This is a genomic window from Dactylosporangium sp. NPDC000555 (assembly GCF_040300025.1).
In the GTDB taxonomy this organism is placed as follows: domain Bacteria; phylum Actinomycetota; class Actinomycetes; order Mycobacteriales; family Micromonosporaceae; genus Dactylosporangium.
Genome location: NZ_JBEPDB010000001.1, coordinates 24223 through 48005, shown reverse-complemented (window position 1 = coordinate 48005; position 23783 = coordinate 24223). Strand labels below are relative to the sequence as shown.

Annotated in this window: 26 protein-coding genes and 1 pseudogene; 12 read left to right on the top strand and 15 right to left on the bottom strand. The window is 69.5% G+C overall.

Annotated features, from left to right (window positions below; genetic code table 11):
* The 6 genes from ABT297_RS00275 to ABT297_RS00250 are packed head-to-tail and all read right to left on the bottom strand — an operon-like array spanning position 1 to position 5531.
* Positions 1 to 1239, bottom strand: a complete 1239-nt coding sequence (locus tag ABT297_RS00275; protein ID WP_350542904.1) for an acyl-CoA reductase — start codon at positions 1237 to 1239, stop codon at positions 1 to 3.
* Entirely contained in the window at positions 1236 to 2297 is a 1062-nt protein-coding gene (locus ABT297_RS00270) for a LuxE/PaaK family acyltransferase (protein ID WP_350542902.1), read from the bottom strand. The genes ABT297_RS00275 and ABT297_RS00270 overlap by 4 nt, the downstream gene beginning before the upstream one ends.
* Positions 2298 to 2322: 25 nt before the next feature.
* The gene (locus ABT297_RS00265) at positions 2323 to 3774 is read right to left on the bottom strand and encodes an AMP-binding protein (RefSeq protein WP_350542900.1); all 1452 of its coding nucleotides are present in this window, start codon (positions 3772 to 3774) and stop codon (positions 2323 to 2325) included.
* Positions 3771 to 4532 carry an SDR family oxidoreductase gene (locus tag ABT297_RS00260; protein ID WP_350542898.1) on the bottom strand — a complete coding sequence of 254 codons (762 nt, stop codon included), beginning with the start codon at positions 4530 to 4532 and terminating at the stop codon, positions 3771 to 3773. Before ABT297_RS00260 ends, ABT297_RS00265 begins: the two co-directional genes overlap by 4 nt.
* Positions 4525 to 4770 carry an acyl carrier protein gene (locus ABT297_RS00255; RefSeq protein WP_350542896.1) on the bottom strand — a complete coding sequence of 82 codons (246 nt, stop codon included), beginning with the start codon at positions 4768 to 4770 and terminating at the stop codon, positions 4525 to 4527. Before ABT297_RS00255 ends, ABT297_RS00260 begins: the two co-directional genes overlap by 8 nt.
* Positions 4771 to 4784: 14 nt before the next feature.
* Entirely contained in the window at positions 4785 to 5531 is a 747-nt protein-coding gene (locus ABT297_RS00250) for a UDP-N-acetylglucosamine acyltransferase (protein ID WP_350542894.1), read from the bottom strand.
* Here ABT297_RS00250 and ABT297_RS00245 point away from each other — a divergent pair.
* Positions 5524 to 5775, top strand: a complete 252-nt coding sequence (locus ABT297_RS00245) for a hypothetical protein (protein WP_350542892.1) — start codon at positions 5524 to 5526, stop codon at positions 5773 to 5775. The genes ABT297_RS00250 and ABT297_RS00245 overlap by 8 nt on opposite strands.
* A gap of 91 nt (positions 5776 to 5866) precedes the next feature.
* On the top strand, positions 5867 to 6334 hold the full coding sequence (locus ABT297_RS00240; protein WP_350542890.1) for a hypothetical protein: 468 nt from the start codon (positions 5867 to 5869) through the stop codon (positions 6332 to 6334).
* Between the two features lie 259 nt (positions 6335 to 6593).
* On the opposite strand, the gene ABT297_RS00235 is transcribed toward ABT297_RS00240, so the two are convergent.
* Complete coding sequence (locus tag ABT297_RS00235) at positions 6594 to 7082, bottom strand: hypothetical protein (protein ID WP_350542888.1); 489 nt, start codon at positions 7080 to 7082, stop codon at positions 6594 to 6596.
* Between the two features lie 601 nt (positions 7083 to 7683).
* On the opposite strand from ABT297_RS00235, the gene ABT297_RS00230 reads away from it, so the two are divergent.
* Complete coding sequence (locus ABT297_RS00230; protein ID WP_350542886.1) at positions 7684 to 8163, top strand: GtrA family protein; 480 nt, start codon at positions 7684 to 7686, stop codon at positions 8161 to 8163.
* Positions 8164 to 8241: 78 nt separating this feature from the next.
* Positions 8242 to 10503, top strand: a complete 2262-nt coding sequence (locus ABT297_RS00225) for a hypothetical protein (protein ID WP_350542884.1) — start codon at positions 8242 to 8244, stop codon at positions 10501 to 10503.
* Here the strand turns inward: ABT297_RS00225 and ABT297_RS00220 are convergent.
* The 3 genes from ABT297_RS00220 to ABT297_RS00210 form a co-directional block, all read right to left on the bottom strand.
* Positions 10466 to 11347 carry a hypothetical protein gene (locus tag ABT297_RS00220; RefSeq protein ID WP_350542882.1) on the bottom strand — a complete coding sequence of 294 codons (882 nt, stop codon included), beginning with the start codon at positions 11345 to 11347 and terminating at the stop codon, positions 10466 to 10468. The genes ABT297_RS00225 and ABT297_RS00220 overlap by 38 nt on opposite strands.
* The gene (locus tag ABT297_RS00215) at positions 11344 to 12489 is read right to left on the bottom strand and encodes a WxL protein peptidoglycan domain-containing protein (protein ID WP_350542880.1); all 1146 of its coding nucleotides are present in this window, start codon (positions 12487 to 12489) and stop codon (positions 11344 to 11346) included. Before ABT297_RS00215 ends, ABT297_RS00220 begins: the two co-directional genes overlap by 4 nt.
* A 110-nt stretch (positions 12490 to 12599) precedes the next feature.
* Entirely contained in the window at positions 12600 to 14102 is a 1503-nt protein-coding gene (locus ABT297_RS00210) for an HtaA domain-containing protein (RefSeq protein WP_350542878.1), read from the bottom strand.
* Between the two features lie 193 nt (positions 14103 to 14295).
* On the opposite strand from ABT297_RS00210, the gene ABT297_RS00205 reads away from it, so the two are divergent.
* The 7 genes from ABT297_RS00205 (at position 14296) to ABT297_RS00175 (ending at position 20596) form a co-directional block, all read left to right on the top strand.
* Positions 14296 to 15126 carry a neocarzinostatin apoprotein domain-containing protein gene (locus ABT297_RS00205; protein WP_350542876.1) on the top strand — a complete coding sequence of 277 codons (831 nt, stop codon included), beginning with the start codon at positions 14296 to 14298 and terminating at the stop codon, positions 15124 to 15126.
* Complete coding sequence (locus tag ABT297_RS00200; RefSeq protein WP_350542874.1) at positions 15123 to 16166, top strand: heme/hemin ABC transporter substrate-binding protein; 1044 nt, start codon at positions 15123 to 15125, stop codon at positions 16164 to 16166. Before ABT297_RS00205 ends, ABT297_RS00200 begins: the two co-directional genes overlap by 4 nt.
* Positions 16163 to 17248, top strand: coding sequence for a FecCD family ABC transporter permease (locus ABT297_RS00195; RefSeq protein ID WP_350542872.1), 1086 nt, complete (start codon positions 16163 to 16165; stop codon positions 17246 to 17248). Before ABT297_RS00200 ends, ABT297_RS00195 begins: the two co-directional genes overlap by 4 nt.
* A complete protein-coding gene (locus ABT297_RS00190; protein WP_350542870.1) occupies positions 17245 to 18132 on the top strand; it encodes a heme ABC transporter ATP-binding protein in 888 nt (295 codons plus the stop codon). The genes ABT297_RS00195 and ABT297_RS00190 overlap by 4 nt, the downstream gene beginning before the upstream one ends.
* Positions 18129 to 18800 carry a biliverdin-producing heme oxygenase gene (locus ABT297_RS00185; RefSeq protein WP_350542868.1) on the top strand — a complete coding sequence of 224 codons (672 nt, stop codon included), beginning with the start codon at positions 18129 to 18131 and terminating at the stop codon, positions 18798 to 18800. Before ABT297_RS00190 ends, ABT297_RS00185 begins: the two co-directional genes overlap by 4 nt.
* Positions 18797 to 19102, top strand: coding sequence for a DUF2470 domain-containing protein (locus ABT297_RS00180; RefSeq protein ID WP_350542866.1), 306 nt, complete (start codon positions 18797 to 18799; stop codon positions 19100 to 19102). Before ABT297_RS00185 ends, ABT297_RS00180 begins: the two co-directional genes overlap by 4 nt.
* 225 nt (positions 19103 to 19327) lie before the next feature.
* The gene (locus ABT297_RS00175) at positions 19328 to 20596 is read left to right on the top strand and encodes an MFS transporter (RefSeq protein ID WP_350542864.1); all 1269 of its coding nucleotides are present in this window, start codon (positions 19328 to 19330) and stop codon (positions 20594 to 20596) included.
* Between the two features lie 5 nt (positions 20597 to 20601).
* Here ABT297_RS00175 and ABT297_RS00170 read toward each other — a convergent pair whose 3' ends face one another.
* The 5 genes from ABT297_RS00170 to ABT297_RS00150 form a co-directional block, all read right to left on the bottom strand.
* The gene (locus ABT297_RS00170) at positions 20602 to 21615 is read right to left on the bottom strand and encodes a hypothetical protein (protein ID WP_350542862.1); all 1014 of its coding nucleotides are present in this window, start codon (positions 21613 to 21615) and stop codon (positions 20602 to 20604) included.
* An 11-nt stretch (positions 21616 to 21626) separates the two neighbouring features.
* The gene (locus ABT297_RS00165; RefSeq protein ID WP_350542860.1) at positions 21627 to 22115 is read right to left on the bottom strand and encodes a SigE family RNA polymerase sigma factor; all 489 of its coding nucleotides are present in this window, start codon (positions 22113 to 22115) and stop codon (positions 21627 to 21629) included.
* Between the two features lie 241 nt (positions 22116 to 22356).
* A complete protein-coding gene (locus tag ABT297_RS00160; protein ID WP_350542858.1) occupies positions 22357 to 22635 on the bottom strand; it encodes a hypothetical protein in 279 nt (92 codons plus the stop codon).
* 63 nt (positions 22636 to 22698) lie between these two features.
* Positions 22699 to 22878, bottom strand: a complete 180-nt coding sequence (locus ABT297_RS00155) for a hypothetical protein (RefSeq protein WP_350542856.1) — start codon at positions 22876 to 22878, stop codon at positions 22699 to 22701.
* Between the two features lie 113 nt (positions 22879 to 22991).
* Positions 22992 to 23150, bottom strand: a complete 159-nt coding sequence (locus ABT297_RS00150; protein ID WP_350542854.1) for an FAD-dependent oxidoreductase — start codon at positions 23148 to 23150, stop codon at positions 22992 to 22994.
* A gap of 252 nt (positions 23151 to 23402) precedes the next feature.
* Between ABT297_RS00150 and ABT297_RS00145 the strand changes: the two are divergent.
* A pseudogene (locus tag ABT297_RS00145) lies at positions 23403 to 23774 on the top strand (hypothetical protein); the annotation flags it as partial.
* Positions 23775 to 23783 lie beyond the last annotated feature (9 nt).

The following is a 23783-nucleotide window of genomic DNA, read 5'->3' as shown; positions in this document are numbered from 1 at the left end:
TTAGCTCTTCGTCTGGACGACGGTCAGTCGGGTGAACTCACGCAGAAGGTCGTAGCCGTCCCAGGTGGACGAAAACGCCAGCGCCGCACCGATGGGCACCATGCGATCGACACCGCGACCGGACAGCTGCTCGGCGAAGGTCACCAGCTCTTCCCTGGCGAAACCGAAGTGGCTGACCGTCTGGTCTCGCCGTTCAACGATGCCGACCATGTCGGTCAGTGATTCCAGCCGCGCCTGTGGGAACGTGCCGACTCCGAGCCAACGTCGCGGGACGAACTCGGGTGCGGTGAGGTCCAGCGTGGCGATCGCGTTGCCGGTGAACCGGATCTCGTTCGCCACGCCCTCGGCCGCCAGGCCGTAGGTCGACACTCGCTTCTCAATCGCCATGGCGGGGCCGACCTCCGTGGCCTTGGCCGTCACCACGTCGTCCAACAACGCGAACAACTCACGCTGCGCGCGGCCCACCGACTCAGCGTCACCGACCCAGTAAATGGCGCGCGGCGAGGCACACGCGGCCTGGTCGAACCAGTACGAGTCGTTGTACAGACCGATCGCCACGTCTCGCCGCGCCTCCGCGTCCGCGGCGAACCATCCGGCGGTTGAGATGACCGCGAACGACGCACGGTCGGGGAACGTGAGGTCACGCGCGGACGGCCGCAGCGGGTGGCGCCGGATCTGCGAAACCGCCTGATCGCCACCCCAGATCACCCGCAGATCGCAGCCGAGGGAGAGAGCCGCGAACGCCGCGTCGTCGTGGCCGAACGTGACCATCCGCTGCGTCTGGGCGATCGCCGGATGGGCGTCGGCAAGCGTTGCGTTCAGCGCGTCAACCAATGCCGTCGCGGCCCCGGCCGAACGCGGGGATATCCGTACGACGTTCGAGTTGCCGGCCAACGCCGACAGTGCCCAGGAATACACGAAGATGGTATCGACGTTCGCCGGTGGCACGTGGAAGACCAAGCCTCGCGGGAACCGCAGCTCGTCCTTGCCCGGCGTGACGGAGTCGATGATCTTGTCAATTTCGCCACGCCGGAGGAAGAAGCCGAGTGAGGCCAGTTCCGGGAACCGGCGCGCGGTGGCCGGCGCGAGCAGGCGACGGGCGAGTGCCACCAGAAACTCGCGCACCCGTGGGTCGCCGACGCGCAGCCGACCGCCGGTCGGCTCGTCTCCCATCTCAGCCAGGAGCTCGCCGACGCTGACTGGCGCCGCAACCGGAAAGCGTTGCTCCAGCTTGGTCATGACGCCCCTTCGAAGGTGTCGCTGCAGCCCCGAGCTTCGGCCCGCGGCAGCCGCCCAATGATGGAGAAGCGCTTGCCGGGCCAGGTTCCGTCATCGATCCCGTGAATGACGCCCAGGTCCTCGGTGAGCAGGACATGTCCCGGGTACGAGCGAGGCAGAGTACTCACCACCTCGACGACACCCGGCGTGCCGACCGGCACCTCGGCCCAGGTGACCGGATCGCGGATGATGACGTCGGCGAAGTCCGGGCAGTAGAGCCCGTCGCCCGACGGACCTTCCAGGTAAATGGTGCCGATCTGTTCGACCATGCCGTAGTAGTTGTAGATCTTGGTAAGCCCGGTGTCAGCGGCGAACCGGCGGCGGAACTCAGCATTGTCGACCGCCCGATCGATCAGCTTCTTCCAGCCGCCGCTGTGGATGAGGATGCCGTTGGACAGGTCGAGGCCCTCGTTGCTGGCCAGCTCGTACAGGTAGAGCCACGCCATGAAGGTGAAACCGAAGATCAGGAAGGGCTCGCTGCCGTGCTTGTCGAGGAACGTGCGGACGGCCTCTACGTCGGGCCGGTCCTCCTCATCGAGCACGAACACGTGGTTGCGGCCGAAGTTCATCAGTCCCAAGACGCCCGCGCCGCGAGCCGACAACGAACGACGGTTCTTCAGCAGCCCCTTGGTGTCGACCAGCAGCATCGGCAGCCGGCTAGGCCCCACGACCTGCTGCAGGACCGCCGACAGCATGCGCTGCTGAAGCGCGGCGGCCTCCTTGTCGAGGAAGATGCGGCTCACCTCGGCACCCGTGGTGCCGCTGGAGGTGAGCAGCTTGAACACCTCGTCGTCCGGCACGCTCTTCAGGGCATGCGTCTTGAACAGACGCACCGGCAGCCAGGGCAGATCGGCGACGCGCTCATACGTGCGCCCGACCGGATGACCGGTGGCATCGAGGATCCGTCGATACTCGAGGCTTCTGGCCCGGTGGTGGTCGGTGAGGGCGACGAGCTCGTCGAGCAGGTCGGCCTCGCGCTGTGCCTGGGGCTTGCTGAAAACGCTTGTGGCGAGGGTCATCGCTGGAGTGCCTCGGAGTTGCCGTTCATGTGTTCGCCTCCAGGGCCTTGTAGTCAACCTTGCCGTTCGACAATAGCGGGAGCACGTCGATGGCCCGCACGTCAAATCCGGAGCGGTGGACCTTCATCCGTTCGGCGAGCAGTTTCGCGATCTCCGCCCGGCGACTCGCGTCAAGGTCGCCTTCGCACCAGACGACGACGCCGTCTCCCGCCGGCACAGCGGCCACCGGTCCGACGCCGTCCACCGCGCTCCGGCCGACCATCTTCTCGATGTCATCCAGGTTGACCCGGATCCCGAAGACCTTGCCGATCCGCTTCAGCCGACCGGTGAGGAACAGGAAGCCCTCCTCGTCCAGGTACCCCAGGTCACCGGTGGCCAGGACACCGCCGAGGTCATCGCCGCGGCTCAGGTCGGCGGCATTGTCGGCGTACCCCATCATCACGTTGCTGCCGCGATAGATGATCTCGCCCTCGACGCCGGCCTGCTGGGTCTCGGTACCGTCTTCCGTGCGTACGGACAAGCTGCCGCCCGGAACCGCGCATCCGGGAGAGCCGACGTACTCCGGGAGCCGTTCGGCGGGCAATGTGCTCATCCGGGGACCCGCCTCGGTCTGGCCCCACATGACGTAGAACCGGCCGCCGAGCGCCTGGATCTTCTCGTGGTACGCCAGGATCATCTCGTTGCGGAGCCGGCCGCCGGCCTGGGTGAGCATGCGCAGGCTCGGGTGCTTCGCCGGGCTCCACCGGATCTTGGCGAGCATCTCGTAGTTGTACGGGACGCCCGCCAGTGAGGTTGCCTGGTAGCGGTCGACGGCCGCCCAGAAGTCGCGCGACAGGACTCCGCCGTCGACCACGACGACGGCCGCACCGGCGGCCAGGTGGCTGTTGAGGACCGACATGCCGTAGCTGTAGAACAGCGGCAGGCTCGTCGGCGCGATCTCGTTGCTGTCAAGGTGCAGCACTTGGCCGATGGCCACGGCGTTGGACGCGATCGCGGTGCGCGACAGCCGGACGAGCTTCGGGTCACCCGTGGACCCGGAGGTCGCCAGCATGAGTCCAAGGTCCGGATGCGGCTGCGGCGCGGCCGCGACGTCACCACGTCGAACCCAGGCAGGCCCGATCGCCTCGAACACCTGACGCTCGTAACCGGGTGGAAGCTCGCCGGGATTGGCGCCGGCGCCCCCCTCATCGAGCCCGACGATCGCCGCCGGTGTGAATCGGCGCACCATGTCGGCGAGAGTCTGAGGATTCAACGCCGGGTCAAGCAGGACGACCGGTCGGTGCGCTTCCCAGCAACCCAGGTAGGACAGCGCGGCGCGAACGGTCAGTCCGGTGCGTGCGAAGACCGCCCCGGTGGGAAAACCGGCGACCGTACCCGCGACGGCGCCGATGGCGCTGGTCAGCGATTCACCAGTGAGCGTGTCGCCGGTCGTCGCGTCGATCAGTCGTGCTCCCGGGGCGACCAGCGACGTGTTCACAGCACAAGCCCGCCGTCGACGCCCAGGACCTGACCCGTCACGAATCTCGCCTCGTCGCTGATCAGGAACCGGATCACGCGCGCCACGTCCGCCGGATCGCCGAGGCGACGCAACGCGGTGTCTGTGATGCGCTCCTCGACGAGAGTCTTGGGCAGGTGCGCGATCATCTCGGTGTCGATCAGGCCCGGAGCTACCGCGTTGACCCTGATGCCGCGCGGCCCCAGTTCCTTCGCCGCGGAGCGCGCCACGGTCGCCACAGCCGCCTTGGACGCCGCGTATGCGGTCTGTCCGACGCCGCCGTTCTCCCCCACGATCGACGCGAGGACGACGATGGAACCTGAGCCCTTCCGCATCATGACCCTGGCGGCGGCCTGCACCGTGGCGATCGTGCCCGCCACGTTGGTGGCCAGCAGGCGCTCGACCAGGCCGGGCCTGATCATGCCGATCAACGCGTCATCGAGTATCCCCGCGTTGGCGACGAGGCCGTCGATCCGCCCGTGTTGCGCCGCGATGGCCTTGAACGCGGCGCCAACCGCGTCGAAGTCGGCAACATCGAAGGCGACTCCTGTCACCGGCACACCGTTGGCCTCGGACAGTTCCGCGGCCACTGTCTTGACACGAACCTCGTCGCGGCCGGTGACCACCACTACAGCGCCGGCCTGGGCCAGGAGATCCGACGTGGCCCGCCCGATGCCGCGCGTGCCGCCGGTGACGACGACGACCCGTCCCGCCAGGTTGCCCGGCGTGCCGTCAGCCATCGACGCTCGTTCCCCGCAGCATGTCAAGGGCGACCTTGAAGCTGCTCATGTCGATCACCTGCTCGGTGTCGAACTGCACGCCGAACTCGTCCTCGATCGCACCCACGAGCGTCATGTGTCCCAGCGAGTCCCACTGCTCGATGTCGCGGTACTTCAGGTTTTCGACATCGACTTCTGCAGGCAGCTCAAGCGCCTCAACAAAGACCTTGCGCAGCTGGTCAGTGAGCTCCTCGGTCATGTTCGTACTCCTCGTCAGCCTTGCTGTGTCTGAATTTTGATCCAAGCCGCCAGTTGCTCGGCCAACTCCGCCGGCAGATCGCCCGGGATCGCCGACTTGCCCGCCAGATACGCGGCGACCTCATCGACCATCTCGTCCGTGCAACCGCGCCGCGACAAGCCGACCCGGTTGACGCCGGTGACGCGCGCAGGGTTGCCGACGGCGATGGTGAAAGGCGGAACATCTTTGCGCACAGCCGAGCCCATCCCGATCATTACTCCCGGTGCTATCTGGGATCGCTGGTGCACAACGCTGGCCATGCCGATGTTCGTCCAGCTCCATACGTGAGTATGCCCACCCAGCTGGACCGCGTCGGCCAACGTCACGGCATCGTCCAGCACGCAATCATGACCAACGTGGGTGCGGGCGAGAAGGTAGCAGTCGTTGCCCACCGTCGTCGTCTCATGCGTACCCTGGTTGATCGTCACGAACTCACGGATGATGTTGCCATTACCGATAGCGACGCCAGCGCCGGCGATCTCGCCATCCCAGCCGGTCGGATGAGGACCGCCCCGGTACTCCGCGGGAGTGCCGATCGAGGCGTGCGGGCCGATCAGGTTACCGTCACCGATGCTGGTCGGGCCTATGATCACTGTGTAGGGGCCGATGACGTTGTTGTCACCGAGCTGTACGCCAGCGCCAATCACAGCAGTGGGATGGACTTTGTTCACCACTATGCCGATCTCGCCCCTCTCCGGCGGTACACGGACATCCTTGACCATGACTCAACCGGCCAACCCTCGCAAGCCGCCGGATGACCTGCGGCAGTGTACCCGGCATCGGTACGGCGGTGCGCAACCCGCCAACCCGGATCGGGGCCTCGACATCCTGCGCCACTTCGGCTTCAGCGCCCGGGAGGCGGGCGGCGTCCGCGCCCACCGCGCCACTGTCTTCTTCACCACGACCGTCGCCGTCGTCGCCGCATTTGTCCCGATCGTCGGCGCGGTCACGCTCCGGACGCAGTAGCTGCGGTTCGCCTCGTCCTGACGCCCAATTCCGCTCGATCGGTGCTGCCGGTGGTCGGCGCGTCGCGATCGCCGGCCTGGTCGCCGGCGCCGTGGCCAAGGTGGCCGACGAGTCCGTCGGCGGCGGGGCGGCCGACGCCGGTACGCACCCGGCACTGTGGGTGCTGACGGTCGCACTGATCGGCGACTGGGCGCCGACGGCCGTCCAGTCCGCGCTGCGCGCCGCATGGTTCTTCGTCGCTGCGTGCCTGGCGTACTACCTTTGGGCGGCGGCCGTGCAGGGCTTCAGCGTCGGGCGCGACGCGGCCCTGTGGGGCGTCCTCGCCGGCTTCGCCGCTCCGGTCGCCGCGGTCGCGGTGCGACACTGCGCGGGCCCGGCGGACGTCCTCGGCGGCGCCGGCCTGGCCGCAGTGACGACGCTCGTGCTCGCCGACGGAGTCCTGACGCAGCTCTACTGGCCAGGCAGGGAAGTCCTCCTCGCCGGCTTCCCGTCCGGCCGTCCAGGCGATGATCGTCGGGCTCCTGCCGCGACCACGCCCGGACGAGGCTGTGGGCGCTGACCCTGATCGCCCCGCTGGCCCGGGTCGCGAGCATCGCGCTGGACCAGGTCTACGAGCTCGCGGGCTGAGAACGCCCGCGGCCTGCACCATTACACCACCCGGCCCGCGCGGCGCGGCGTGTTTGCCTACGTCACTGACCACCGGTGTTCAACGGCCGGGTCGACGCGCTGTTGCCGGGCGGCCACACCGGTGGCCGGACGAATATTTCGGAAAGACGGCGCCGGTCCACACCAGCGCCGTCCCCCCCCGTTAGGCAGGCCTACAGGTACTGGAGGTCCCAAACATTGATGTTCTGCGTGCGCGGTGCGTTCACTGTGGCGGTGTAAACGGTTTTCACATTGCACGGTGCGACGATTTTCGTCTTCTTGACGACGAACTGGCGGGATTCGTGCCACATCACCAGGCGGGCGGTCTTTCCAGACGGCACCGGCTTGCTGTAGGACCAGGTGTCCGACCGCGACCAGCTGCCACCAACGGTGACCCCGATAGACGCGCTGGCCTTGGCAAACACGATGCCAGCCTCGGCGCTTACCGTGGCTGTCATCGATGCCGAGACCTGAGCCGTGGTGGTCTTCGTGTACGTGATGGTGCCGGGGCCCTTCAGGTAATCACTGCGCAGGTTCGACAGAATCCTGCTCGCGGTGACATTGCTGAACGAATAGAAAACCTGGCCAACCTCGGGGCAGGCCGCGAATGCGGTCGCAGCCGGGGTCACGATGAATGCGAACGTGGCCAGCAATGCGGTCACGAGAAATCGACGCACTAGTCCTCCCTTATCATTTTCGGTGGCGGAACAAGGTGAGATGTGGATCGATCCCGGGCGAACGTTATCAGCATGTAAACGGCGATGGTGTCCACAAATGTCACGGGAAGATATCGGCATCGACGAACCGTCAGAACGGTCCGGCAGGCTGGCGGTCGCCCTGCGAAGCCAGCCGAACCAGGCCTGGAAGAACCCGAGGCCTTGACGGCCAGGGTCATTGCAAGGTCGCGTAACCGCCGGTCACGGCGGTGATGAGTGCACTGCTACTCGCGGTCGTAGGCCGCCGTCGGCATCTGGTGGCAGCACCGCCGCAACCCCCGGCGCGCCGCCGCTTGTTGATGCGGCGAGGCCGGGTGCGACTGCCGACCGCTCTCCGCCGCTCGTGCTCGCCGCGCTTGCCGAGGTCGGTGGCGACACTAACCCGCCGACGTTGGCTGCGGCACCGCAAGGGTTCGCTGGGGCCCGCCCCCGCGTGGCCCCGCAGCGGGACCTATGGCTCCGATGTGAGTGGATGCACACGGTGAAACATCGATCTGACCGGGCGGGCCATCCACGCTTGTGCGGGCGCACCTCTAAGCTGCCCAGCGTGAAACCCCAAGCGGGCCCCGCCGCAGCGACCACCGCCGGCCTGACAAGCACGTGGCGCGCCTCGGTGGGCGCCGCGATGCGACACAGCGCGGTCCGCTACGTCATCACGGGTGTAGTAAGTGCGGCCGCTGACTTCGGCCTGTTGTACCTGCTGCACGAGTGGCTGGGTCTGCCGGTGTCGGTGGCCGCGTTCATCGCGGTGTCAACAGCGTTCTTCCTCAACTTCGCGCTCAACCGGGTGTGGTCGTTCCGTAGCACCGCACCGGTCGCCGGCCAGATCTCCCGTTACTTTCTGCTCGCCTGCGTCAACTGGGTGTTGACCACGATCATGGTGGGTCTGTTCACCTGGGCCGGGTTCTATTACCTCATCGCCAAAGCCATCGCGCTGGTGGTCACCACGGCCAGCAACTACCTCTTGTATCGATTGTGGGTCTTCGCCGATCGGCGCCGCCACCCGTTGGAAACAACGAGGTCTTGACGGCGCCTGCGCCCGCGCGCCGCTTTGTGTCAGGTCCGGCAGTCCAGCACATGCCGGCGAATACGGGGAGTTGATGTGATGGACCAGGTGGGAGTCAGCGAGTGGACTGCCTCCGCGCCGGACCCTGCGGTGACCTCGGCGCAGGCAGTGGCGGAGACCCACCTTCCGCGGCGGCGAGCGGCCTGGTGGCCGGAGGTGCGCACCGTGGTGACGGTGGCCGTGCTCGTCGGTGTGATCGCTGTCATTCCGGTGTGGAGCAACCATCTCTTCTACTTCTGGGACGACAGCGGCGCCGAGTTCCTTCCACAGTGGTACTCGATGGGGGAGGCGCTGCGTCGGGGGCAGTGGCCGATCCTCTGGCCGGACATGTGGATGGGTGGCAACCTCCTGGCCGAGGGGCTGTACGGGGTATGGAACCCCGTCGTGCTCGGGAACGCCGTCCTCATCACCTTCATGCCCGACCTCGCGCTGGCGGCCCTTGTGCTGAAGGCAGAGATAATGGCCATCCTCGCGGTCGGCGTCTACCTGCTGGCCCGCGAGTACGGAGCCGTGCGCTGGGCCGCTGCGGTGGTGGCCATCGCGATGCCCTTCGCCGGCTTCACGCTCTGGCATGACGCGTCCGCATGGGCCGCCGGCTTGCTGTCGTACGCCTTCAGTTCGTACTTCTGGTGGGCGACACGACTGCATCTGCGTGGTCGACTCAACCCCGCCGTGCCGTTCATCTTCGGTTATCTGATCATCACCGTCGGTAACCCGGCGGGCGTGATGATGTTTCTGGTGATAGGGGCGGCGCTCGGGCTGGAACGGCTGCTCGAAAGAGATTGGAAGGCCCTTGTCCGGCTGACGGTGGTCGGCGTCGCCGTCGGGCTGGTCACGTTCGTGGTCTTCTATCCGATCCGCGCCACTGTGAACGCGGTCAGTTGGCGGTCGACCTCCGCTCTCCCCAGCAACGACGGTTCGTTGGTGCCGCGGCTGGGCGACTTCCTCAACCTGTCCTCGCCGACCTACCTGCCCAACTTTCCGCACTGGCTCGTCGCCATGAGCACGCCCGTGACGTATCTCGCCTGGTTCGTGATTCCGCTGGCGCCGTGGCTGTCCTGGTCGGCGCTGCGGCGTCTGCGTGGTGGGAGCGTCGGCCCGGTCGTGGTGGGTTTCGGCGCCATGGTGCTGACGTTGCTTCCGTCGAGCCTGTGGCTGTTCAGGTACCCGGTCAGGTTCATCGACTATCTGTACGCGACGGTCGGCGTCTGCTTCGCCCTCGTGCTCAGCAACGGTCTGCGCAACGACCTGTGGCGGCGAAGGGCGGCCGGCACCGCCGCCATCGTCGTGGTCCAGGCGTACCTCGCCTGGGCGGTACGACCCGAGTTGCTCGACCAGCATCTCAACACCGCGCTGGTCGTTGCCGCGCTGGTAGCCGGCGCGGTGCTGGCGGCCCGGTGGAGGCCCATGTTCCTGTCGGCCGTTCTCGTCGCGGGCACCGCGGTCGTACTGGCCATGCAGGTCTCTTTCTTCCCCGCGAACATGAACATCTACGGCTGGCGCCTGGCTCACGACATAGCCGAGATGCGCGAGCGGTTCGCCGACCGCTACCGGGGCAACGTCCTGCAGATCAGCCCCGTACCAGCCTTGACCTTTGAGGACATGCGGTCCGACCGAGCCTGGCGCGACATGCTGATGGGCAACATGTACCCCGTCGCCGGTGTCAGAAGCCTCAACTCCTACAGCGGAATCGGGTTCCTCTCGTTCTCCAGCGCCCTGTGCATGGAGTACGCGGGGCACGGGTGCCCTGAGATGTACGACCGGCTGTGGCTCACCGAGGCGTCAACGGGCCGTCCCCTTGTCGATCTGCTGCGGATCGACACCCTTGTGGTCAGCAATCGCGGTACCAAGCCGATCGACCAGGCACCGAACGGCTGGCAGGTCACGGAGCGGACGCAATACGTCATCGTGCTCAAGCGCACGCAGCCGTTGCCCCAGCCCGACGGTCGGGTCAGCTGGACCGACTCCGGCGTCACAGTGGTTTCCGATACGGCGCGGCGGGAACCGAACGACCCGGGCGAGGATGTGCGCTACCGCGGCAGCGGGCGCATCATGATCGCAATGCTGGCGTGGCCGGGGTGGCGGGCCACCGTCGACGGCCGTGAGGTGCCGGTGACCATGGGACCGGCGGGCCTGGTGGAGGTCACGGTACCCGACGCGGGGCCCGACGGCGGCACGCTGCATCTGCACTTCGAGCCGCCGGGCCTGCGGAAGGGCAGGATTCTGCTGATCCTGGGCGTCTGTCTGGGGCTCGGCTACGGCGTCATCGCGGCGGTCCGTCGACGGCCGGCCGTCCGGTAGCGGCGTGGGCGCGCTGACGGCGCGGCGGCGGAAAGGCGATCGGTATGGCAGCCAGAATGGCAGCCAGCACGAGCAGGCCCCAGGGGTACCGGGTGGTTTCGATCACGAAAGCGATGGGATGCTCAGATAGGTCGATCCGGCCGTGGAGCTCGTGTTTTCCAACGACGGCGAGGTCCATCGGAACCCTGATCCGGTACTCCCGGGTCTGTCCCGCGTCGATGGTGCCCAGCGCCGGGGCCGCCACGATGGTGTGTGCCTGCCCGGCCGGGCCGAACAGCAGCGTGAACGGTGGGTCGACCACGTCGGCCGGGCCGGGGTTGCGCAGGGCGAGGCGCACGGTCAGTTCCTCTGGGAGCCCGAACCAGCCACGAAGCGGTATGCGTTCGACCACGCGCAACTCGTCGATGGCCAATTCGGGCGCGGCGGCCGGGGCTGGGGCCGGTGCTGCGGTTACGCCGTTCAGCGGCAGGGCGGCGGTGGCCTGCTCGGCACCGGTGAGGTGACGGGCCTGCAGCAGGCAGGGGCAGGCGACCGGTGGTGCCGCCAGCAGGAGCGGCGTCACGGCCGTGCCCGCCGCCGGGACCTGGGCGTGAGTGGCCTGGTCGTTGGCGCAGTCGAGGGTGCCTCGGCGGGCGTTGTTGCCGCAGATCTCCAGTTGTACCGTGCCGGCCGGCCAGTGGTGCAGGGTCACCATGATCTGCCGCCCGAGCGGGAGCGGGCCGGACGGTACGACGATCTCGGGCCGTGCCTGCACGGCGGCGGACGTGGTGGGCGACGACGTCGGGTCCGGAGTCAGGGCGGCCAGCGCCAGCATCGCGACCGTGGCTGGCAGTAGCGGGTTCACCGGGCGCCGGCTGATGCCACTGCTGCCGCCTCTTTCGTCGCGGGTGGTGCGGCCGCCGTGGGCGGGGCCGGGCGACGACGTCTGCGAAGGCGCAGGTAGAGGCAGGCCACGGCCGTCGCCAGCAGGGCGAGTAGCAGCCACGGTACCGCCCAGACGCTCGCGGCGCGCTGAACCGGCGGCAGCGCGGTGTCGACCGTGGTGGGTGCGAGGTCCACCGACGCGGTCAACCGCAGCACGGGTGGTACTCCGACGACCCGCTCGGTGACGGTGAAGGTGGCGCCAGGCAGCAGCTCGGGCAGGTCGACCGGGGTGGTCCTGGCCAACGTCCAGCCGAACGGCCCGTCGACGATCACGCCGCCGGTGCCTGCGATGCGGACGTTGCCGGTGTTGCGCAGCCGGTAGGTGACCGTCATGTCGCCGCGTCCGACCGGGTTGATCGGAGCGTCGTAGCCGACGTGCACCGATTCGACGGTCACCGCGGGTTGGAGGTCTCCGCTTACGCGCAGATAGACCCGGGCGGCGACCCGCTGGTCGAGCCGGACCTGCTGCCCGTCGGCGGTGACGCCGATCTGGGCGATGGCGGCGATCACCCCGCCGGCGTGGTCGCCCGGCGTGGCGTTCTGCGGCACCGTCAGGCGGAAGGGGATGTCCTGTCGCTTGCCCGGTTGGACGGTCCAACTCCGCTGCTCGACGGCGATCCAGGTGCCGATGTCGGTGGCCGCCCGGTCGGCCGGCAGCAGCGCGAAGGCGCCATCGATCGTGGTGTACGCGTCGGTGCCGTACACCGCGAAGGTGAGCGGCTGGTCGCTGAGGTTGGTCACTCCGACGTGGTCGGTGATGCTGCTGCCGGGGTTCAGGTCGTAGATGAAGTAGTTGCGTCCAGTCGTGCCCTGCGGCCCGGAGGGTTGAACCGCCCACCGGGTGACGCTCGGGGCGGCGGTCGCGCCGGCGCCCGCGGGGGCGGTCGTTGCCGACGGGCTGGGTGCCTCCTGGGCGTGGTTGGGCTGGAGGGTGGGTGCGGCTTCGGCGGGCGCCGGTGCGCCGAGCACCACCGCGAGCAACCCGGCGGCGAGTGCGGCGCCGGCCCGGGCAGCCAGGGTGGGCTGGGATCGAATCCGGGAGGAGAGCGTGACGAGGGGCATGCGGTGCTCCGGGGCGGTCTCGGTGGGCCGGCCGGTGGGCGCAGCGCCGCACCGCCTCACCGGTGGGGCGCGGTGTCACCTCCGCCCCACCGGTGCGGCCCGTTATCCGGTCAGGAGAGGGTCAGGGTGAGGGTCGCGACGTAGTCGCCCGCCGCGGCGGACGCCGGCACACCGAGGTTGAGCTCGGCGCCGCAGGTGAAGATGCCGTTGCTGGCACCGGCCGCCGCCGTGCACAGGGCGCGGGCCTCGCCGAGACCGGCCCCGGGAGCGGCGGCCGCACCCGGGGTGACCACCCCGGAGGAGCCGGCGATCGGGTCGACGACCGCCGTCGCCGTCGGAGACCAGCCGAGACTGTTCGCGGCGATGACGCCGCCGGCCGAGGCGAAGTCGGAGACCTGCCCGACCAGGCTCCACCCGGTGCCGATGCCCCGCAGGTCGGCCACCGTGGCCGGGTTCAACGGCGCCTTGGCGTACTCGCCCTTGCCGACGGCCGGCAGCTCAACGCCGGAGCCGGCGACGCTCAGGGTGAGCGGTCCGCCGGTCACGGTGCTGGTGATCCGCTGCTGGGCCGTGCCCCCGCCGCCACCGGTGCGGGTGAAGGTGATCGGGATGAAGGTGTCCTGGCTACGGTCGGCGGAGCCGCGGGCGGCAAAGGTGATCACGTAGCACTGCACCTGGGTGCAGTCGACCTGGTTACCCTTGCGGTCCGTGTAGACCGCGCTGATCGGCAGCGTGGTGTTGAAGCTGCCGTCGGCGGCCATGCGGTCCCGGGCGTCCGTCGGCTCGTTGGTCTTGTTCACCCACTTGGTGACCTGCAGCACGCCGGCGTTGGCCCAGTGCTCGTCGACCCTCGGGCCGAACGAGACATAGATGCCCGCCGCGTTGTTGGCGTCCGGGTCGAAGCCGGCACCCCGCACGGTGATCGTCGCGCCGGCCGGGTCCAACCCGTGGGAGGGGGTGACGGTCACGGTCGGCTCGGCCGGTGTGGCGCCACCGGTGGAGAAGGTGAACGAGACCGGGTCGAGCGACTCTCCAGCGGTGTAGAAGCCGTTGAACGCCGTGGCCCCCTGGCTGGTGAGCACCGCTGCGATGTTGCTGCCGGTCACCGTGTTCCCGCTGGTGGCGGGGTTGCTGCCGGAGACGGTGAGGGTGGCGATGGTGGCCTGCTTCACCGACACCGGCTCCGACTCCGTGGTGACCAGGTCGACGTCCGCCTTAAGCGCTGCGGTACCGCCGGAGATGGCGACCGTCGGGTTGGCCAGGGTGATGGTGAAGAAATGCGCCGGGTAGGAGAAGACCACCGTGCCCCCGTAGGTGGCACTGGTCGCGCCGCCACCGGCGTCGCGCGTGCCGCCTGTGGACGGGAAGGTGAAGGTCCCGTCGGTGTTGACGGTGGCGCCGTTGCTGACCGCGATCGGCGGGTTTCCGTTGCCGGTCTTGACGTAGTTGCGGAAGCTCGACTTGAACCCCCAGGTGAGGCTGCCACCGGTGATGTCGGCCTCGGCCGCCGAGGCGGGGCCGGCGCCCACGAGCGCGGCCGACGCGCCGAGGGCGAGTACCGCCGCCCAACGCATCGACCGATGCCGGACGGCACCGGATTTGAACATGACCATGCTGCTTCCTTTCGAACGATACGAGGAGAGAAATTAGGTTAGGCAAACCTAAAGTCAGCGCTCATCCTCGGGACGTCCGAAGATCTTGAACCGAAGAGCCCCCTTGCGAGCTGCGGTTTTGCAGCTTAGGTTAGCCGAACCTAAGTTTCTGCTCCGGTCGGGTTCGCCGACCGCTCATGTCGTGAGGAGCCCGATGCGAGCGCGGCACTGCGTCATCCTGGCCGCGGCCCTGGCCGCCGCGGCCGTGATCGCTGCACCCGGCCCGGCGTACGCCGACACCGGACGCGGAAGCGGCGGCCAGACCCTGACCGTCACCCCGAGCGCCGGCCTGAGCAGGGCAGGCGCGACCGTATCCATCTCCGGCCAGGGATACGACGTCACCAAGGGCATCTATGTCGCGTACTGCGTGGACAACGGAGCCGGTGCGATCCCGACCCCGTGCGGCGGCGGCGCCGACACGAGCGGCACCCTCGGAGCCTCGCACTGGATCTCCTCGAACCCGCCCTCCTACGCCGAGGGCCTGGCCGTGCCGTACGGCGCCGGTGGATCGTTCACGGCGACGCTGAAGGTGACCGCCACCATCGGCGACGTCGACTGCACCGTCCGCCGGTGCGCGGTCATCACCCGGGCCGACCACACCCGCTCCGGCGACCGTTCCCAGGACGTCCGGGTCCCGGTGACCTTCACGGCCGCCGCCGGCACGCCGACGAAGGCCGGCCCGGCACCGACGACCGCCACCACGCAAGGTCCGACCACATCGGCCGGGACGGCCGCGGGCCAGAGCACCCCGACGCCCGGTACGCCGGGCGCGGCGGCACCCACCTCGGGCGGGCAGCTGACCGCGGCCGCGGAAACCGCCGGCGCGCCCGCCCGTGCCGGTGCCACCGACCTCCACGTCACCCGGGTCAGCGACGCCTCCGGCGCCGGACGCGGCTGGACGATCGGGCTGGCCGCCGTCGGGCTGGCTACCGTCGCCCTGCTCGGCCTGGGCTGGTGGCGGCGTCGCCGCGGTGCCGTCCGATGACCCACTCGCGCCGCCCCCATCGGCTCCGGCATCCGCTGCTCGCGCTGCTCCTGCTCATCACCGCCGCGGGCACCGGATGTTCCGCGGCGGGTCCCGGTACAGCGTCGATGTCCACCGCCGGCTGCGGGCCGGTCACCGCCACCATCGGCAGCACCGACGTCGACCCGCTGCGCCCGGCGCCGGCGCCCGTCCTGCCGGCCACCGTGACCTCCAGCGACGGCCGGACGGTGACGGTCACCGACATCAGCCGCATCCTCCCGGTCAACCTCTACGGGTCGATCGCCGAGATCGTCTTCAGCCTCGGTCTCGGCGACAACGTCATCGGCCGGGACACCTCGACCACCTTCCCCGCCGCCGCGCACCTGCCCGTGGTCACCCCCGCCGGACACGACCTTTCCGCCGAGGCGATCCTCGATCTGAACCCGAGCGTGGTCCTCGCCGACGACAGCATCGGACCACCTGAGGTGCTGCGCCAGCTCCGTGCGGCCGGCATCCCGGTGGTGCTCGTCAAGGCGGAGCAGACGCTCGACGCCGTACCGGGGCACATCCGCGCGATCGCCGCGGCGCTCGGTGTTCCCGCCGCCGGAGCACAGCTCGTGGCCCGGGTGGAAGGCGAGATCGCCGCGGCCCGGCGTAGCGCACCGGATGGCAGATCACCGCGGATCGCGTTCCTCTATCTGCGCGGTACCGCCGGGGTCTACCTGATCGGCGGCCGGGGCGCCGGGTCGGACGCGATGATCGAGGCGATCGGCGGGGTGGACGCCGGCAGCGCGGCCGGCCTGACCAAGTTCCGCCCGCTGACCAGTGAGGGACTCATCAACGCGGCACCGGACGTGATCCTGGTGATGACCGAAGGGCTCACCTCCGTCGGCGGGGTCGACGGGCTGGTGAAGCTCCCCGGGGTCGCGCAGACCCCGGCCGGGACGGCCCGGCGCATCGTCGACATGGACGACGGCGCCCTGCTCAGCTTCGGCGCCCGGTCCGGCCGGGCCGTCCAGGCCCTGGCCCGCGCGGTCTACTCCTGCGGGGACCAGTCGTGACCGCGGTGCAGACCCGACCCGAACGCGCCCCAGCCGCCGACCGGCGCAATGGCCGCCGGGGGCCGGCGCTGCTGGCCGGACTCGGAGTCACCCTGGTGCTCGTCGTCCTCCTGGCCGCGGGACGCGGCCAGGTGCAGATTTCCCCCGCCGAGGTGCTCGGATCCGTTCTCCACCGTCTCGGCCTGGACATCGGTCCGCTGCCGGCGGCCCCGCAGGGCGAGAACGCCCTCTGGATCGTCCGCTTCCCCCGGGTACTGCTGGCGGCCGTGGTCGGTGCCGCACTCGGCTGCGCCGGCGCCGTCATGCAGGGCGTCTTCGGCAACCCGCTCGCCGAGCCCGGCGTCATCGGGGTTTCCGCCGGAGCGGCGGTCGGCGCGGCCCTCGCCATCGTCACCGGCGTCACCGTCCTGGGCGGATGGACCGTGCCCGTCGCCGCCTTCGCCGGCGGACTGGTCACCACGTACCTGGTCTACCTGCTTGCCCGCTCCGGCGGGCGGACCGAGGTGGTGACCCTGGTGCTGACCGGCGTCGCCGTCAACGCGGTGGCCGGAGCGGTGATCGGGCTGCTCATGTTCGCCACCGACGTGGCGGGCGTACAGGCCATCGCCTTCTGGAACCTCGGCAGCCTGGCCCAGGCGAGCTGGTCGGCGGTCACCCTGGCCGCGCCGTGTCTGCTGGTCGGCCTCGCCGTCGCCCACGCCGACGCGCGCCGGCTCGATCTGCTCGCCCTCGGCGAACCCGCCGCCCGCCATCTCGGCGTACACGTGGAACGCCTGCGGATCCGGATGATCGTGGTCACCGCGTTGCTCGGCGCCGCCGCGGTCGCCTTCACCGGCATCATCAGTTTCGTCGGGCTCGTGATACCGCACCTGGTGCGGATGATCGCCGGGCCGGGACACCGGGTGCTGCTGCCGGCAAGCGCGCTCGGCGGGGCCGTCGTGGTGATCGCCGCCGATCTCGCCGCGCGCACCCTCATCGAGCACCAGGAGCTGCCACTCGGCGTGCTCACCGCGGTCATCGGCGGGCCAGGGTTCTTCTGGCTGCTGCGGCGGACCCGAAACCGGGCCGGAGGCTGGGGATGAGCCCGCTCGCGGCCGCCCGCCCGCGCATGCTGCGCCGGTTCTCCGCCCCGCGGACACCGGTCCCGGTGCCGGCGGGGCACACCCGAATCCGGGTCGCCGGGCTGCGGGTCGAGCGTGCCGGCCGGGCCGTGCTCGACCAGATCGACCTGCTCGTCCGGGCCGGCGAGGTGCATGCCCTGGTCGGACCGAACGGAGCCGGCAAATCGACACTGCTCGCCGCGATCAGCGGTGATCTCCCGGCCGCGGCCGGCGCCATCGAGGTCGACGGGCTGCCCCAGGCGGCGTGGACCCCCGTGGAGCTGGCGATGCGGCGGGCCGTGCTCACCCAGCGCAACAACCTGAGCTTCCCGTTCACCGTGGACGAGGTGGTGCGGATGGGGCGGGCGCCGTGGGCCGGTCGGCCCGAACAGGAACACGACGACAGCATCGTGGCGGACGCGCTCCAGCTCTGCGACGTCGCCCGGTTCGCCGACAGACCGTACCCGGCGCTCTCGGGTGGGGAGCAGGCCCGCGCCGCGCTGGCTCGGGTCCTGGCGCAGCAGACCACCACGCTGCTGCTCGACGAGCCGACCGCCGCCCTCGACCTGCGCCATCAAGAACTGGTCATGCGAATCGCGCGGGACCGGGCGCGGGCCGGTGACGCCGTCGTCGTCGTGCTGCACGATCTGGCCCTGGCCGGGGCGTACGCGGACCGGGTGACCCTGCTCGCCGATGGGCGGGTGCGAGCGGTCGGCCCCCCGGACGCGGTCCTCACCGCGCCACTGCTGAGCGAGGTCTACCGGCACGACGTCGAGACCGTCCCTCATCCCCGAACCGGACTGCCGCTGATCGTCCCGCGACGCGACCGGCAGGAAACCAAGCACGTCGCCAAGGAGAAGCGTTGAACACATTCAGTACCCCGTTCTCGGCCCGGCTGCGAGCCGAGACCCGGGAGGCGCACCAGACGACCGAGTCCCAGCGGTACGTCTCCGCGCTGACCGACGGCGACCTCGACCTGGCCGGGTACATCACGCTCGTCGTCCAACACCACGTGATCTACGCAGCCCTCGAGGGCATCGCCGAGACGATGCGCCACGACCCGCTGGCCGGACCGTTCGTCGACGACGCGCTGACCCGGCTGCCCGCGCTCGCCAGAGACCTCCAGTGCCTTCTCGGCCCCGGATGGCGGCAGCGAATCGAGCCGACCCCGGCCACGGCCGCCTACGCCGCACGCATCAGCGCGGTCTGCGCCGGATCGGCCGAGCGGTTCATCGCCCACCACTACACCCGCTATCTCGGCGACCTCTCCGGCGGGCGGCACATCGGACGATGCGTCGCCCGGCACTACGGGGTCACCAGCGATGCCGGCGCGGCGTTCTACACCTTCGACCAGATCACCGACCCGAAGTCGTACAAGGACGCCTACCGCGCCAGGCTGGACGCGCTCGCGCTTGACGAGGCCGGCCGCACCGCCCTGCTCGACGAAGTCCTCGTGGCCTACGGGCACAACACCGCGGTCTTCACCGACCTGGCCCGGCTCGCCCCGGCCAGCACGCGAAAGGGCGCCGCATGAGCACCGGGTTCCCGCCGGAGGTGGTCGCCGCCGTCAGCCGGCACATGAACGACGATCACACCGACGACGCGCTGCTCATCTGCCGTACCCTCGGCGGCCGGCCCGCCGCCACCCGGGCCCGGACGACCGGGCTGGACGCCGACGGCATCGAGTTCGCCGTCACCGTCGATGGCGCCGAGGTGCCGGTACGCATCCCGTTCGCCGCAAGGCTGACCGAGCGGGCACAGATCCGCCAAGAGGTGGTGCGCATGTATCGGGATGCCTGCCACCAACTCGGGATCCCGCCACGCTCGGCCGACTGAGCTATTGTCGGGCGACTGAGCTATTGTCGGGCGGCGAGTGACCCATGAGGAGCTGAGACATGCCCGGTCGTCCGAGCACGCGTTGACGCCTTAGGCCGTGATCGGCCTGTCATCGCGTGCTGCCCTTGCATCGCGCGGCACAGCAAGCCTTACCCACCCGAACCGTCGGCAGATCTGTCGTGCGGCGGTCGGTGAGCCGTGTCCGCAGCGCTCCAAGGGGTCCTCGTGCCGTCCACTTCAGACACCACCCGATCCGCTGCGCCGATCCTCTGGCGCAACTCCGACTTCCGCAACCTCTGGGCCGGCCAGACGGCCTCACAGCTGGGCGAGCATGCGAGCCTGGTGATGCTGCCGCTGCTTGCCGTCCTGACGCTCAACGTCGGCGCGGACCAACTCGGTGTCCTGCGCGCGGTCGGGCAGGCACCGCTGCTGCTGCTCACGCTGTTCGCCGGAGTTTGGGTGGACAAGTGGCGGACCCGTACCGTCATGGTCCTGGCCGACCTCGGCCGAGCCGTGGCGCTGAGCGCAGCCGCCGTGGCCGCCCTGCTGGGAGGTCTCGGCCTGCCGTTACTGCTGGCCATCGCCTTCGCCATCGGGGCCTTGTCGGTGTTCTTCGACGTCGCCTACCAAGCCTCCCTGCCACGCCTGGTGCGACGCGAGCAGCTGCTGCAGGGCAACAGCGCGATCGAGGCAAGCCGGTCCGCGGCTCAGGTCGGCGGTCCCGCCCTCGGCGGGGCGATGGCGTCCCTGCTGCCGGCGCCGATCGCCGCCGCGTCGAGCGCCCTGTTCTTCACCGTGTCCTTCGCGTCCATCGCCCGTATCCGCCACCGCGAGCCGATCTCCCCGCGCCACGGCGGTGCGCAGCGTATCTGGCGGCAGATCCACGAGGGCCTCCGCTTCGTGGCGGGCGACACCTCGCTGCGTACCGTATGCCTCGCCTCGGCCGCGTTCCAGTTCTCCCTCGCCGCCACGATGACCACGTACCTGCTCTTCCTGCCGCGGACTCTGCACCTGTCCGGCACCACCATCGGCCTGGCGCTCGCCGCGACGGGACCGGGCGCACTGATCGGTTCCCTGCTCGCCGCCCACCTCCCGAGCCGCCTCGGCTACGGACCGGTGCTCGTCGCGGCGGCGGCGGTCGGTGACGGCGTCATGCTGTGCGTGCCCGCGCTGCACGGCGGCTCCGCGGCGACCATCTCCGCGCTGATCGCGATCAACCTGGTGTTCGGAGCCTTCGGCCAACTGGTCAATGTCACGGTCATGGCCGTCAGGCAGGCCATCACGCCGGACACGTTGCAGGGGCGCGTCAGCGCGACGATCACGTTCGCCGGCATGGGTCTGACGCCGGTCGGCTCGTTGTTCGGCGGCTTCCTCGCCCAACATTGGGGGATGCGCACCGCGCTGCTGTGCACGGCCGCCGGCATGATGCTGTCACCCATGCTGATGGCGCTGTCCCCACTCGCCCGCCTGGGGCGGACCCTCCCGCCACACTGACCGGCTCAGGCCGTCACGGTCACGTCGACGCCGTCGGTGGCCAGGTTCGCGATCCCGACGGTACCGTCGGCGAAGACGGCCATCCACCGCAGCCGGACCTTGCCCGGCCGGTCCGGCGAGGCGATCGTCATCGCGAACGTCGTGCTCGAATGGGCGGGCAGCCGCCCGGGGGCGCAGTTGAGCAGGTAGGTGCCGGCGGAGTCGCCAAGGCTCTGCCGGACTTGCGGGCACGGCTCGAGCGACATCGCGCGGTCCTGCGGGTTGACGATCGTGATGGTGTACATCAGGGGCTGCCCGGCGGCGACGGTGGCGGGCGCCTGCATCGTGACGGCCAGAAACGCGTTCATCAGCGGCGGCTGGACATACCATTCACCGAGCTTGATCGGGCACGACAGGTTGATGCCCTGGAACGGGTAGGCGCGGCCGGCGATGTCGATCTCGGCGTCGCGGTACCGGACGGCGGTGGTACAGGTCGGGCCGACGCTGAAGTCGAGGCGTGCCGGCTCTCCGGCGTCGACGGTCGCCGGGTACTGGTGGGCCGGGTCCGGCGACCTGGGGAGCGCGCCGACCTCCACGACCGTCCGTTGCCCGGTCGTGGTGTCGATGGCGGTCACAGTTGGTCGGCCGCTCAGGGTGCAGGTGGGCATGGCCTTGTTGCCGACGAGCAACGTGCCGTCGACGGTCCACATGTCGCTGAGGTCTGTGCCCTTGCACGCCGGGGCGTCGGAGCGCGGGCTGCGGCGCTTGACCTCGTAGTGCTCCTCGACCGGTTGGCCGATCCAGGGCACAACGCTGCCGGACGGTGCGGCCGTCTGGCCGGTGTCGCCGCGGGCGGTCAGCAGCGCCGTGCCGATGAGGGCCGGCAGCACCGCCACCGCGGCGGCCGACGCGATGATCGTGGCTCGCCGGCGGCGGCGCCTGCGGATGCCTGCGGTTACTCGGGCGACCGCGTCGTCCCATGCCGGCAGTGCGCGGCGCTCGTCAGTGAGCGTGTCGCGCAGCTGCGTTTCCAGGTCCACGGTTGCCTCCCTCATGCCCGGTTCGCGGGGGTCAGCGCGCCGCGCAGCTTCGCCAGGGCGCGCGCGGCATTGCTCTTCACGGTGCCGACCGCGCAGCCGAGGGTGTCGGCGATCTCGGCCTCCGACATGTCCGCGTAGTAGCGCAGCACGAGCGTGGCGCGCTGCTGGCGGGGCAGCGTCGCGAGCAGCTCCCAGAGCGTGTCGTGACGCTCGTCGGCGGCGGGCGCGGGGCGGTCCGGTGGCTCGGATACGAGCCGTTCCCGCTTCCCCCGGCGCAGGCCGTTCAGATGGCAGTTGACGATGATCCGCCGCACATAGCCCTCGGGGTCGTCGTGCTTGCGGATGCGCCGCCAGGATGTGCCGGCCCGGATCAGCGCGTCCTGGACCAGATCCTCGGCGGCGTGGCGGTCGCCGCTGAGCACGTGAGCGAAGCGCAGCAGGGCGACATGCCGAGCGCGGACGAAGTCCTCGAACCCCAGCGGCGCTTCCCAGCTCGTCATGCCCCAAGGACACCAGACCGCCGGCAAAGGTTGCATTGCCGGCGGCTCTTGGCACCGCGGACCCGGGCGAGGGTCGTCAACGCTGGCGGACGGCCTACCCCGGGCCGCCGGTGAGGGCGCCGCTGATCGCCGATCCGCGGCGCCAGCGGTGCTCAGTCGTCCAGGGTGGAGGCGGCCCGGCCCGCGTCGGCGGTTGCTGATTCATGCGACCCGGCCGGTACCTCGACCCGCGGCCGCGGAATCACTGGCGCGCTGCGTCCGGTGCCGCGCTCACCAACGTCCGAGATTGGCCGTCCTCGTCGACCGTCGTTACCGCGGTTTTCAGGTGTACCGCGCCGTTCATCTTGCGCACCTTCTCGGCCGCTACCTCCCACATCATTCCAGGCCCGTACTTCGGGTACTGGAACTCCTCGATGAGGCTGGTGATCTCCTTCTGGTTGCGCTTGGGCCTGATCGCGTTCAGCACGGCCGCCGACAGCGAGAGGTTCTTGATCCGCTGTGCCGCCCAGTCGGCGGGCATCTGGTTGACCGGGATACCCCACATCTTCTCCGTGTAGGTCTTGAAGAACGTCCGGTACAGCCGTCACCCGAAGCGCGCCACCAGCCAGCCCTCGTAGTTGGTCTGGTCCTTGGGTGGGCTCAGCCGGGCTCGCGCGTACGAAAGAATCGCAAGCGTTGACTGACCCAGGCCAAGGTTGCGCAACGCATTCATTGCCTTAAGTGGGTAGTCGTACAGCTTCCCTCGGTAGTAGATGCGGCTCATCCGGGGTCGTAGGGGGGTCGTAGCAGGAAGTCCTCCTGAGGGAGGATTTCGTGCCAAAGCTGCTCGACTTGTGGCACCTTGGTGAAGAATCGGTGTCCACCGATATCTAAGCGTCAACCGTCCCGTTCAACTGTGCGACTGATCCCGCCGACCACGTCGTCTGCCTCGAATACGGCAACGGGCGCACCACGCTTGGCGAGCTGGTACGCCGCGGTCAGGCCGGCCGGCCCCGCTCCAATCGCCACCGTCGTTGGCTGGTTGATGGACGTCATTCGGCAACCCCCGTGGTCGTCTTCGGACGGCCGGACTCTACCCGGTGGTTGGCCGGATCGCGTCCTGCGGCAGCCACAAATTTGGTTCTTCCATGATGGACTCAACGACGTGCTGCCGGACGGGTCCGCTCCAGCGCATATTTTCTGCATAAGCACAGCTGTCGATTGTCGGTGAACGGTTACACTGCCCCGTCACTGTCGTGCGGTCGACCGGATGGAAACCGGACGGAACGAGAAGTTCAGGGGATTGTCATGCTGCCTGAGTCGGTTGTCCGTGAATCACGGACGAAGTCCGGCAGAGCCGTTTGGGTGACGGTGTTCCTGGGATATCCCCTTGTCGGGTTGGCTTGGGCGACCCTGTCGCCGTACGACGGATCACCGGACGAGCGGGAGCATGCGGTTCACGCGGCGGGCGTCGCAGGTGGTGAGTTCGCTGCGCCGCCGACCGTCGCAGCGCGCGGTACCGGCGCCTACAACACGGTCCCGACCGGCATCACCCGCGACGGCAACTGCTACCAGAACGATCCCGCCCGCACGCCCAACTGCCAGGTCCCGCCGGACGGCAACCGCTCCCAGGTCGTCACCGGGTCAGTGGTCGGCCGGTACAACCCGCTCTACTACGCGGTCGTGGGC

What these genes read in the sequence shown, in the direction of transcription:
- ABT297_RS00275 (WP_350542904.1), bottom strand. Translation starts at nt 1,239, where the DNA reads ATGACCAAGCTGGAGCAACGCTTTCCGGTTGCGGCGCCAGTCAGCGTC.
- ABT297_RS00200 (WP_350542874.1), top strand. Translation starts at nt 15,123, where the DNA reads ATGACCCACTCGCGCCGCCCCCATCGGCTCCGGCATCCGCTGCTCGCG.
- ABT297_RS00155 (WP_350542856.1), bottom strand. Translation starts at nt 22,878, where the DNA reads ATGAGCCGCATCTACTACCGAGGGAAGCTGTACGACTACCCACTTAAG.
- ABT297_RS00225 (WP_350542884.1), top strand. Translation starts at nt 8,242, where the DNA reads ATGGACCAGGTGGGAGTCAGCGAGTGGACTGCCTCCGCGCCGGACCCT.
- ABT297_RS00160 (WP_350542858.1), bottom strand. Translation starts at nt 22,635, where the DNA reads ATGCCCGCCGACTGGGCGGCACAGCGGATCAAGAACCTCTCGCTGTCG.
- ABT297_RS00205 (WP_350542876.1), top strand. Translation starts at nt 14,296, where the DNA reads ATGCGAGCGCGGCACTGCGTCATCCTGGCCGCGGCCCTGGCCGCCGCG.
- ABT297_RS00165 (WP_350542860.1), bottom strand. Translation starts at nt 22,115, where the DNA reads ATGACGAGCTGGGAAGCGCCGCTGGGGTTCGAGGACTTCGTCCGCGCT.
- ABT297_RS00215 (WP_350542880.1), bottom strand. Translation starts at nt 12,489, where the DNA reads ATGCCCCTCGTCACGCTCTCCTCCCGGATTCGATCCCAGCCCACCCTG.
- ABT297_RS00250 (WP_350542894.1), bottom strand. Translation starts at nt 5,531, where the DNA reads ATGGTCAAGGATGTCCGTGTACCGCCGGAGAGGGGCGAGATCGGCATA.
- ABT297_RS00260 (WP_350542898.1), bottom strand. Translation starts at nt 4,532, where the DNA reads ATGGCTGACGGCACGCCGGGCAACCTGGCGGGACGGGTCGTCGTCGTC.
- ABT297_RS00180 (WP_350542866.1), top strand. Translation starts at nt 18,797, where the DNA reads ATGAGCACCGGGTTCCCGCCGGAGGTGGTCGCCGCCGTCAGCCGGCAC.
- ABT297_RS00255 (WP_350542896.1), bottom strand. Translation starts at nt 4,770, where the DNA reads ATGACCGAGGAGCTCACTGACCAGCTGCGCAAGGTCTTTGTTGAGGCG.
- ABT297_RS00270 (WP_350542902.1), bottom strand. Translation starts at nt 2,297, where the DNA reads ATGACCCTCGCCACAAGCGTTTTCAGCAAGCCCCAGGCACAGCGCGAG.
- ABT297_RS00150 (WP_350542854.1), bottom strand. Translation starts at nt 23,150, where the DNA reads ATGACGTCCATCAACCAGCCAACGACGGTGGCGATTGGAGCGGGGCCG.
- ABT297_RS00190 (WP_350542870.1), top strand. Translation starts at nt 17,245, where the DNA reads ATGAGCCCGCTCGCGGCCGCCCGCCCGCGCATGCTGCGCCGGTTCTCC.
- ABT297_RS00210 (WP_350542878.1), bottom strand. Translation starts at nt 14,102, where the DNA reads ATGGTCATGTTCAAATCCGGTGCCGTCCGGCATCGGTCGATGCGTTGG.